This is a genomic window from Rhizobium mesosinicum (assembly GCF_019511345.1).
GTDB lineage: Bacteria > Pseudomonadota > Alphaproteobacteria > Rhizobiales > Rhizobiaceae > Rhizobium > Rhizobium mesosinicum.
The window spans coordinates 127930-137755 of the sequence record NZ_JAEUAK010000016.1 but is presented as its reverse complement, the minus strand read 5'-3'; the positions used below and the strand labels follow the sequence as shown (position 1 = coordinate 137755).

The 9826-nt window shown below is 59.6% G+C and carries 8 protein-coding genes and 1 tRNA gene; 1 reads left to right on the top strand and 8 read right to left on the bottom strand.

Features of this window, described 5'->3' with window-relative positions:
* Nucleotides 1–47: 47 nt before the first annotated feature.
* Nucleotides 48–124: transfer RNA gene (locus JNB85_RS28735), tRNA-Met, on the top strand.
* Nucleotides 125–297: 173 nt separating this feature from the next.
* Here the strand turns inward: JNB85_RS28735 and JNB85_RS28730 are convergent.
* The 8 genes from JNB85_RS28730 to JNB85_RS28695 are packed head-to-tail and all read right to left on the bottom strand — an operon-like array spanning nucleotide 298 to nucleotide 9730.
* Nucleotides 298–1053 (bottom strand): TIGR04290 family methyltransferase, encoded by a 756-nt coding sequence (locus tag JNB85_RS28730; RefSeq protein ID WP_220337812.1) that lies wholly within the window; start codon nucleotides 1051–1053, stop codon nucleotides 298–300.
* Nucleotides 1054–1091: 38 nt separating this feature from the next.
* The gene (locus tag JNB85_RS28725) at nucleotides 1092–2147 is read right to left on the bottom strand and encodes a UDP-glucuronic acid decarboxylase family protein (RefSeq protein ID WP_220337802.1); all 1056 of its coding nucleotides are present in this window, start codon (nucleotides 2145–2147) and stop codon (nucleotides 1092–1094) included.
* Between the two features lie 10 nt (nucleotides 2148–2157).
* Nucleotides 2158–3273, bottom strand: a complete 1116-nt coding sequence (locus JNB85_RS28720; protein WP_220337801.1) for a CgeB family protein — start codon at nucleotides 3271–3273, stop codon at nucleotides 2158–2160.
* Entirely contained in the window at nucleotides 3270–4358 is a 1089-nt protein-coding gene (locus tag JNB85_RS28715; RefSeq protein WP_220337800.1) for a CgeB family protein, read from the bottom strand. Before JNB85_RS28715 ends, JNB85_RS28720 begins: the two co-directional genes overlap by 4 nt.
* The gene (locus JNB85_RS28710) at nucleotides 4355–5485 is read right to left on the bottom strand and encodes a CgeB family protein (RefSeq protein ID WP_220337799.1); all 1131 of its coding nucleotides are present in this window, start codon (nucleotides 5483–5485) and stop codon (nucleotides 4355–4357) included. The genes JNB85_RS28715 and JNB85_RS28710 overlap by 4 nt, the downstream gene beginning before the upstream one ends.
* The gene (locus JNB85_RS28705; RefSeq protein WP_220337798.1) at nucleotides 5482–6561 is read right to left on the bottom strand and encodes a glycosyltransferase family 4 protein; all 1080 of its coding nucleotides are present in this window, start codon (nucleotides 6559–6561) and stop codon (nucleotides 5482–5484) included. The genes JNB85_RS28710 and JNB85_RS28705 overlap by 4 nt, the downstream gene beginning before the upstream one ends.
* A gap of 23 nt (nucleotides 6562–6584) precedes the next feature.
* A complete protein-coding gene (locus JNB85_RS28700) occupies nucleotides 6585–8627 on the bottom strand; it encodes an NAD-dependent epimerase/dehydratase family protein (RefSeq protein WP_220337797.1) in 2043 nt (680 codons plus the stop codon).
* Nucleotides 8624–9730: an NAD-dependent epimerase/dehydratase family protein gene (locus JNB85_RS28695; RefSeq protein WP_220337796.1), complete on the bottom strand. Its 1107-nt coding sequence runs from the start codon at nucleotides 9728–9730 to the stop codon at nucleotides 8624–8626. The genes JNB85_RS28700 and JNB85_RS28695 overlap by 4 nt, the downstream gene beginning before the upstream one ends.
* Nucleotides 9731–9826 lie beyond the last annotated feature (96 nt).

Sequence of the window (9826 nt, the reverse complement as noted above, 5' to 3'; positions counted from 1 at the left end):
TGCTCCGGCAGAAATACGATATCTTGCCTTCGGCAAAAATCGGATAACGCGGGGTGGAGCAGCCCGGTAGCTCGTCAGGCTCATAACCTGAAGGCCGCAGGTTCAAATCCTGCCCCCGCAACCAAACTTTCCCTTCCCACCAAAATCCATTATCGCCGGCGTGAAAACTTCATCTTCTCTCGCGGTCGATAGCACAGCGTTCGTTGCCGCAAAAACTGGCCTGCTGCGCTCAACATTGATCGGCTACCGGCCACCGGGTATGGCTTCAATGCCACAAAGAGATTGAAATATCGTCGTCTATAATGATGGTGGCGGCTCGACTGCATAATGGCGTTGGCCCCGACGGCATAGATAGACCTCGCGTTCTGGATGGTCGTCGATCCGGAAGCCGGCGCTGCGCAGCATCGCCTCGACGGCCGCTTGGTTGGGGACGAACCAGTTGGTGGGATCGGACGCGTAGCGTTCCTCTATGAAGAAAAGTTTCGGATATTCCGGCTGATCAAAGATGCTCCATTCGGAAAAGTCGTAGTCTTCCTTAAGATCGGGAATTCGCTCGTCACCGCGCTGGAGGCTCTGAAACAGCATCATGTCGCCGACAGCGTGTTCATAGAGGAGATCCAGCGCCAAGAGCGGATGACGCAGGTGGTAGAGCACACCCATGAAGATCACCAGGTCGAATTTTTCCCCCAGTCGTCCGACATCATAGACTGACATCTGCCTGAACTCGATTTCCATGTCCGCCTGTTCCGCCGCAAAACGCGCCTGCGCCAGATAGTGCGGATCGGAATCGATGCCGACCACGCGGGCGGCGTTGCGCCTTTTCATTTCAAGCGCGTAGAAGCCTGCATTGCAGCCGATGTCGAGCACGCTGAGGCCTCCAAGATCGGAGGGAAGCACGTGCTGAAAACCTTTCCATTTGAAGGTCGGGTAATCTCCGAGGAAATGATCGGGCGCGGTCATGTGGCCCTTGATGTTCAGATTCTGAAACCATGGACCAAGTTCCTCAATCCGCCGCTGCAGATCCTCCTGCTTCATCGGGCGTGCAACATCCATCATCTGTTCTCCTTCATCACCGATACGGCCTTCGGGCCTCAGGCGCCGAGTGAAGCGCGTCCGGCTTTTGAAGGCCGCGGCAAGCTGGTGCGCCGTGCGACCTGCGCGTTATCGAAACGTCCATCAGGGCGCATCGATGCGGTGAACCAATCGGCTGTCAGGCGAAGACCTTCGGCAAGGGAAACTGTCGGCTGCCAGCCAAGAAGTTCCTTTGCCCGCGAAATATCCGGCCGTCTGCGCTGAGGATCGTCTTGTGGTAGGGGCTTGTGGACGACCGTCGATGCCGAGGGCACAATCGTCATAACCATGTCGACGAGCTGGTTGATCGTGAATTCGCCGGGATTGCCGAGATTGACCGGAACGCCGGGATTGGGGTCAACATCCATCAAAGCCATCAGGCCAGCGACGAGATCGCTGACGAAGCAGAAGGAGCGCGTCTGGTTACCGCTTCCGTAAATCGTAAGTGGCGCGCCGGAGAGAGTCTGGACGAGAAGATTGGAAATGATCCGCCCGTCACTCGGCTGCATGCGCGGTCCATAGGTGTTGAATATGCGGGCTACGCGTGCATCCGCCCGGCCGGCCCGAAGCATGTCGAAGCAGAGTGCCTCTGCTGCCCGTTTGCCCTCGTCATAGCAGGCGCGCGGACCGGTACAATTAACATTGCCCCGATAGTCCTCGCTTTGTGGATGCTCCATCGGATCGCCGTAGACTTCGCTCGTCGACGCCTGCAGGAAAGAGGCTCGATAGTGTTCGGCCAGCGAAAGCAAATTGCCTGTGCCCGCAACGCAGGTCATCAGCGTATGCACCGGGTCCGCCTGATATTGCGGAGGAGAGGCTGCGCAGGCGAGGTTGTAGATCTGGTTTACAGGCTCGTCGAGGCTCTTCAGATGGCAAATATCCTTCTCAATCAAACGGAATTTCGGATGGTTCATCAGCGGCCGAATATTGTCTTCCGACCCGGTGATATAGCTGTCGACGCAAATCACCCGGTCACCGCGTGCCAGCAGCGCGTCGCATAAATGCGAACCGACGAAACCGGCTCCGCCGGCAACAAGCACAGTGTTCGCTCTTCCGTTTCGTGTCCTTTGCAGCATTACGCCTCTCCTAGACTGAAATGGGTTGGGGGGTGGATCGGATGTCGTTTACCGCTTCCGGCAATTCCCGCAGAGCGAGAACAAGCTCTCGAGCTCGCACCTCGCCAGTGTGGCGTTGCATGACCGTTGCCTGGGCGGCCGATGCCAAAGCACGCCTGTCGGTCGGGTTCATCGTCGTCAAGGCCGCGACCACATCTTCCGATCGGCGAGCGATGATGATCGATCTATTCTCGCAAAAAAGCTCTTCGAGCCCGCGCCAAGCGTCGCTGATAATCGGTGTGCCACAGGCTGCCGCCTCGAATAGCCGCACGCTCGGCGACCAGCCGGCTGCGATCATGTCGCTTCGGGTAACGTTCAGCGTAAACCGCTGCCGACTGTAGAAACTGGCATGATCGGCAGGAGGCAGATGCTCGATCCGCTCGACGTTTGATGGCCAGGCGATGTGTTCGGGGTATTGCGGGCCGGCAACTGCAAAGTTGAGATGCGGTAGCCGCCTGGCCGGCTCAATCAGCAGCCGCTCGAGCGTCGGCTGTCTGTCGGGGCTATAGGTGCCGAGATAGCCCAGGTCCCAGTCGAAAGCTTCGCCTGTTGCCCGGTACCGGCTCGCATCAACGGAGCAATAGAGCGCCAGCGCCCTGCGAGCGCCGTAGCAGCGTTCAAGTTTGGTCAAAACCTCTCCGCCCGAAAACGAGAAATAGGTATCGAAGACCGGAAGTTGCCGGCGAGCCAGATATTCCTCATCGTTGCGGTCGAGCTTTGCGAGCGTGACTGGCGTGTCGATGTCGTAAAAGCATAGTCGGCGTGGCTGGAGGGCTGCGACCGCGTCGATAACCGTGACCCCGGTAGGGACATACGATCCCACGATTACGGCGTCTGCTGCTCTGATCAGGCCTGCATGATTTTCGATCACCTCGCCAATGTCGCTGTAGTAGATGAGCCGGCAGAAGTCCGGCTTGGGCAGGTCGCGATTCGAAGCGTACCAGGGCACGTCCCTCTCCAGGAAGGACACTCTATGTCCCTCTGCGTCCAATCCGCGGATGAGCGCGCGGTATGTGGTTGCGTGGCCGTTGCCCCAGGACGACGACAGCGACAGGCCGAGGATGACAATATTGAGCGATCCGGTCATTCGGCCGCCTCCATTCGTGCGGCGCCTGCGCGGAAGATGGCATCGGCTGTCGTGGCACGATGCGCGTAAGTATGCTCCTCGAGCACACGTCTCAGCGCCCGCTGTCCTATCTCCTTGGCCCGCTGCCTTGTCAGGCCGGCTAAAAGTTGGGCGACATCCTTGCCGTCGCGTGCCACCAGTATTTCGTCACCAGGCTTGAGAAAGAGATCGATGCCATCCCAATGGTCGGTAATTAGGCAAGCACCGGCGCCGGCAGCCTCGAAAATCCGGGTTGCCGGCGAAAAACCGTTTTCCGCCATGCTGGACCGTGAAATATTGAGTACTGCCTTTGGGGTTACGTTGAAGGCATTGTGGTCGCAGGTCGAGACATGGCCGAGATGGGTGACGTTCGAAGACAGCGGCTTGTCGCTCCAGCCTGAACCGCCTAGCAGAAATCTTTGCTGTGGCAAGTGGGCCGCCGGCTCCAGAAAGAACTGCTCGACCCGTGCTTCCCGATCGGGCAGACGGTTGCCGAGAAAAGCGAGCTCCGCGGCGAAGCGGGCCTCTTTTTCCACCGGGTGATGGGTTTCGGGATCGAACGCGTTATAGATCGGTATGCAATCCGCCGCCCCAAGGCTGCGATAGGCGTCGATTACCGGATCGCCGCCGCCATAGGTCAGGACAAGATCGATCTTTGCCAACGATCTGCGAAGCGGGTGCTCGGGGCTCTGCCGCAGCTCGGAAAGCGTTGCAGGCGCATCCACGTCCCAAAAGATCTTCAAGGCGCCTTGCCTGGCATGGCGAAGAATCTCCTGCAGAAGGAGATCGTCCTCGAAACCCACACCGCTTGCTTTGACGACGATGTCGGCATCGACTGCCGCCGCCGTCGCCGCCTTCAATGCTTCGGCCGTGCCTGGGTAAACCACCACCTTGCACCATTCAGGTGGATCGATGTCGCGATTCTTTTGCCGGTCATAGACGTCGGGCTCGTAAAAGGTGATGTCGTAGCCCTTCTGAGCTAATGCGCGAAGCAGGCCGCGATAGTAGGTTGCGGCTCCATTCCAGTAAGCGGAAACCAAGCTTGATCCATAAAACGCGATCTTCATTCGGCGGCCTCCTTTGCAGGTAGCTGGCTGACGACGCGTGCTGTGCCGCATTGTCCCAGAATGGCGAATAGTTCATCGACACGATGCCGGCAGGTATGTCGCCCCCGGATTGTTTCGAGACCAGACGCGATAAGGGCAGCCGAAAGGGCATTGTCGGCGAGCACATCGCGCAGCAGCCGCGTCATCTCCTGGCCGTTTTCGGCGACGAGATAGTCTCTGCCCGGTCTGAAAAGTGCTTCGGCATCGTCCCAAGGAGCGCAGATCAGCGGAATGCCGCAGGCAAGAGCCTCGAAAACGCGGATCGTCGGAATGCCGGGAAGATTTTCGACGTAGGGCCGTCGTGGAATATGCATCGTGACCCTGCGGCCAGCGAAAGCGAGCGGCACCTCGGCATTGGCGATCCAGCCGCCATAGGCGATCCCCGCGTCCTGCAGGGCGTCGAGCGCCTGCCGAGGGTAGCGTACGCCGCGCACCGTCGTTTTGAGCGCGAGATCACAAGCGGGGCGGACGAGGAATTCCGCAATCTCAGAGGAGCGCTCGTCGTCGCCCCAATTGCCGATCCAGATAAGATCACCTGTCTTGGCGACCTCCGGCATCGGGCAAAACAGCGCCTCGTCAGCAGCCTCGTGCCAGGTGAAGACCGACCTGCCCCAGCCAGCCTGCAGGTAGCGCTGCCGCAGCGTTTCGCCGAAGGCCAGCACACCATCGTAATCCTCCAGTGTCAGTCCAGCGATGTCGCCTTTTGCCGAGACCGCTCGGTGATGCGTGTCGTGGAACAACAGCGTAAAGCCGGCGCCGTTGCGCCGCGCGCGACCGATCCGCTCCACCAGCGCCGGTTCGGTCCACTCGTGAACGATAACGACATCGGCATTGGCGATCGCGGTTTCATGATCGAATTGCTCTCCGTAGATTTGCGACTGCAGTTGCGGGAACGCGGTGCGGAATTTTTCAACGGCCTGCGCTCCTTGATCACGCAAAAGATTGCAGCGACTCCAGGAGTCTTCAGGTTCTAGCGCCAGTGCCTCGTGATGCCGGCGGGTCAGCTCCCGCATCACGCCTCGCAGAAAATGCGCATTGCCATGGTTCCAATCGGAAACCAGCGAATGAGTGTAGAACAGAAATCTCATGATTGCTCCGCGCTTGCCAGATTGAACGTGTGGTCCATCAGATGCGCGTATGTCTTGAGCACCGATGCCGCCTGCCGTTCCAGATTGAATGTGTGCGCCCGCGCGAGCGACCTTGCCACCAGCTCTTTGCGTAGTGCCGCGTCGCCACCGAGGCGCGCGCAAGCGGATGCCAGGGACATCGGATCGTAAGGATCAAAGAACAGCGCGCATCCGTCCCATAGCTCGCGATAGGTAGGAATATCCGACAGCACCAATGCGGCCCCGCATCGCGCTGCTTCCAGAGCAGTCAAGCCGAAGGGCTCGTAAACGGATGGCGATACGACGATTTGCGCGGATTGCATCAAGGCAACCGCCTTGGAATGTGACAGCGGGCCACGGTCGTTGGCGTTGGCGAATTGCAGTCTCTGGCCATTGGGGCCTAGGCAGGAACCCGCGATGACGACGGGCTGGGACATCACTGAAGCTGCTTCGTCGAGAACTGCGCCGTTTTTACCCTCATCCCACCAGCGTCCGGCTGCGAAGACGAAGCTCTTCTTTGGATACGGTTCTGCCTCGACCCGACTGGCGTTGTAAACCACCTTGAGTTTGGAGATCGAACCATAAGCGGCTTGCAGTGCATTCGCGTGGCTTTCGCTCGGCGAGAGCACGGCGTCCGCGCGGTCGAAGCCTTCCCGGTTCATATCACGCTGCCAGGCCCAGTCGGGTGATACCGGCGTTCCGCGCACGGCGGCAAACCATGTGACGACACAGGAATGGGAAACGACGACGACGGGCAACGGCGTATCGATCCCGGCTGCCTGTGACGGCAGGTTGAGGTGTAGCAGGTCGACCGCGTTGCCTTTGGCGATCCCAGCGATTTCGTTTGGAACGCCGGCTATTTCAGCCCTGCTCGCGACCATCCAGTCGAGAGGAGCATCAAGCCACACCAACTTTCCCAGCGCCTTCGCCTCTTTGATCTGTATTTCTGACGGCGCAGGCCCAAGGCCTGCGAAGACAATTTCCGTTCCTTCGCGCCGAAGGCCGGCCGCTAGGTCCATCGCGTAGCGCCAGACCCCACCTACTGCATCGACGGTCATCAGTATCCGCGCGCGCCTAGCGATCATGCCGAAACCTTTCTAGTGTGGCGTAGAACAGGCCGGCCGCCGAAACGGTTCTCGACAAGCCATTCCGCCAGGTGCTGCAGCCCGCTCTTCCAGCCGACACGCGCGCTCCAGCCCAGTGCGCCTTCCAATCTGCGTGTGTCTGCGACGAAGAAATATTGGTCGCCGGCTCGCCAGTCGCCGAAGGAGGTCTCGACTGGACGCCCCAGCAGCCGGCCAATCTCGCGCAGAACCGCCAGGATACTGACAGCGTTTGCCGGGCCACCTCCCAGGTTGAAGGCACTGCCCCTGACCTTATCGATGCCGTTGAGCAAGGTGCGATAGGCGGCAACCGCATCCGCGACGTGAAGAATATCGCGGACTTGCTTGCCGTCGCCGTAGATCGAAACGGGCTCTCCAGCCAGCGCCCGGATCAGGAAGTGCGCCACCCAGCCCTGGTCTTCGGTACCGAACTGTCGCGGGCCGAAAATACAGCTCATGCGCAGCACGGCGGTTGGAACACCGAAGGATTTTGCATAATCCAGCACATACTGATCGGCCACGCCCTTGGAGCAGCCATAGGGGGTGCAGAAATCGAGCGGCCGGTTTTCGCCGATGCCAAATGTCCGGATGGTTTCGTCCACCGGCATATAGCGATCTTCGAACTCGCGCATGGCAAGGTCATCAAGCCCGCCATAGACCTTGTTGGTGCTGGCAAAGATCACGGGCGCGCGGCGTCCCGCCTTCCGTACCGATTCCAGAACGTTGATCGTGCCCCTTGCGTTCGCCTCGAAATCGTCGACAGGATGGATGAGGCTCGTCGTGACCGCGGTCTGGGCGGCGAAATGAAACACTGCCTTGGCGTCGGCAAATGCTGCTTCGATGCTTCTGGCGTCTCGCACGTCGGCAAGCACCGGATGCACCCTTGCCCCATGCCGTTCGGTCAGCCAGCCGAGGTTCTGATCGACGCCGGATCGCCCGAGATTGTCGAGAACGACCACGTCTTCACCGTCCTGAAGGTAGCTGTCGGCGAGATTGGAGCCGATGAAGCCGCAGCCTCCGGTGATGACGATCGGGGCAGCTCCCTTGGCGAGGTTGGGAGCCGCAAGCCGCGCGACCTGCTTCAGCCGGTCGACGCCGCCTTCCATGAGCAGCCGCGCAAGCAGTTTCGGTTGGTTGTCATGCGTGACGGCTCCGAGGTGATAGTGCCGAGGGTCGAACCACAGGCCTTCCTGCACCGCAACATGCGGCGGTACGTCGCGCCAGGAATACCAATACATCCGGTCGGCCGGAACGCTCAAAGCCTTCACGAAACGCCGTGCCTGTTCCATTTCGTCGTTACGCCAGGTCGAATAGCCGGTTTCGGTAATCCAGATCTCGGCGTCGTCATTGAAACGATCGATAATCTTTCGCATCTCGCCAAGATGCATGTCCCAGCCGCCCCAGGTGCCTTCCTCGCTGTCCCATGTGCCGGGGAAACCGTGGAAGCCAACGGCATCGACGACGCCCAGTACCCCACGCTCGCCCATCAGATTGAGCCAATAGGGATCGAACGGGCACGGGCCACCGAGCACCGGTTTCCAGCCGCGATGCTTGGCCCAGTAGGCGGCACCGCCGACCATTTCGCAGAAGAGGAGGAAATCCTTATCCTCTCGCCAGTCCCAGTCGAGGAGATTGTTGGGCTCGTTCCACAATTCGATATGGCTGAAATATCGGCCGTATCGGGTGAGTACATGGTCGACGAAATCAGCATATGATTTGAGGTCGGCCGGCGCACCCGAAGACCGTCCCGTCCGGGACAAGGACGGCGGCGTGTAGTGAATGCAAGGAAGGAGATCGATTTCGCGCCCGAGCTTCGGGATCAGCCAATCGAACCAGGCTTCGCCGCCGGGCGCAAGATATTCAGCCCATGAAAGATGCGTCCGCAGATAGCTTGCGCCGCTCGATCTGACGTCTGCGATCGTTTGCAAGGTCCGCTCGTGTTCACCTGGGCGGAACCACTCCACAAACCCGTAGGATCTCAGGGACGTTTCGGTTTTGGCGGTCAATCCGGACACGGTCATGACACCAGCCCTCTTTCTTCCAACTGCCGTTTCATCTCCGCCCCACGGTCGATCGCTCCGGTATGTCTCACCCATTCGGCGAAAGGTCCCAGAGAATTTTCCAGTCTGAAGCGTGGCTCGAATCCAAGCAGCTCTCGCGCCTTGGAAATATCGGCGAAGCAGTTCCGGATATCGCCCGATCGTGCCTTGTGCATGATCTCAGGCCGTATCTCCGGCACCCCCATGGCCTCGGCAAGAAGCATCGCTACTTCAGCGATCGTGTAAGCCTGGCCGCTGCCGATGTTGATCACATGCCCTGATGCATTGGGTTTTTCGAGTGCGAGACGAAAGGCGCGGGCCACGTCACGTACATGTACGAAGTCTCGCCGCTGCTCACCGTCCTCGAAGATCATCGGCGGCTGACCGTTGGCAAGCCTGGCGGCAAAGTTCGCCAGCACGCCGGTGTAGGGATTGGACAAGGCCTGACCGGCGCCGAACACGTTGAAGAGGCGCAGTGCCACTGCGTCGACTTCGTAGGCATCCCCGAAGATCAAAACCTGTTTTTCCTGTGCGTATTTCGTCAGAGCGTAGATCGAGGCGAGATCGACAGGTTTCTCCTCGTCCGTGGCGACGGGTCTCAAAGCCTTGCCGTCACCGCCGAACAGATCCCATTGGCCGGCCTTGATACGATCACTCCTGCGCCTAACCACGTCGAGCAGCGTGCCGTCTGCTGCCCGATAGCGGCCCTCGCCGTAGACGCTCATCGACGAAGCGACAACGATGCGTTTTGGCCGCCGGCCGATCATCGCCTCCAGAAGAACAGCCGTGCCGAGATCATTGCTGCCGACATATCGGGCAATTTCATACATGGACTGTCCGACGCCAACCTCTGCGGCAAGATGGATGACGCCATCCACGCCCAAGAGTGCCCGCTCGACCGCGTTCTTATCCCTGATGTCGCCGCGCAAGAGTTCGGCAGCTTCGGGCAACGACGCTTCAGCATCGCCGTGAACCTGGTCAATCAATGCGTCGAGGACCCGCACGCCATAGCCGTTTTCGAGAAGTTCCTCGACGACATGCCTTCCGATGAAGCCGCAGCCGCCAGTCACAAGGATCATTGCCATCAGATTTCCGTCCGCTCAGGTTGAAGATGATCTGCCGAACGAAGCTCGGCGGAGATTGTTCCTGGTTCAATGACATCTTCTTTGACATGTTCTTTG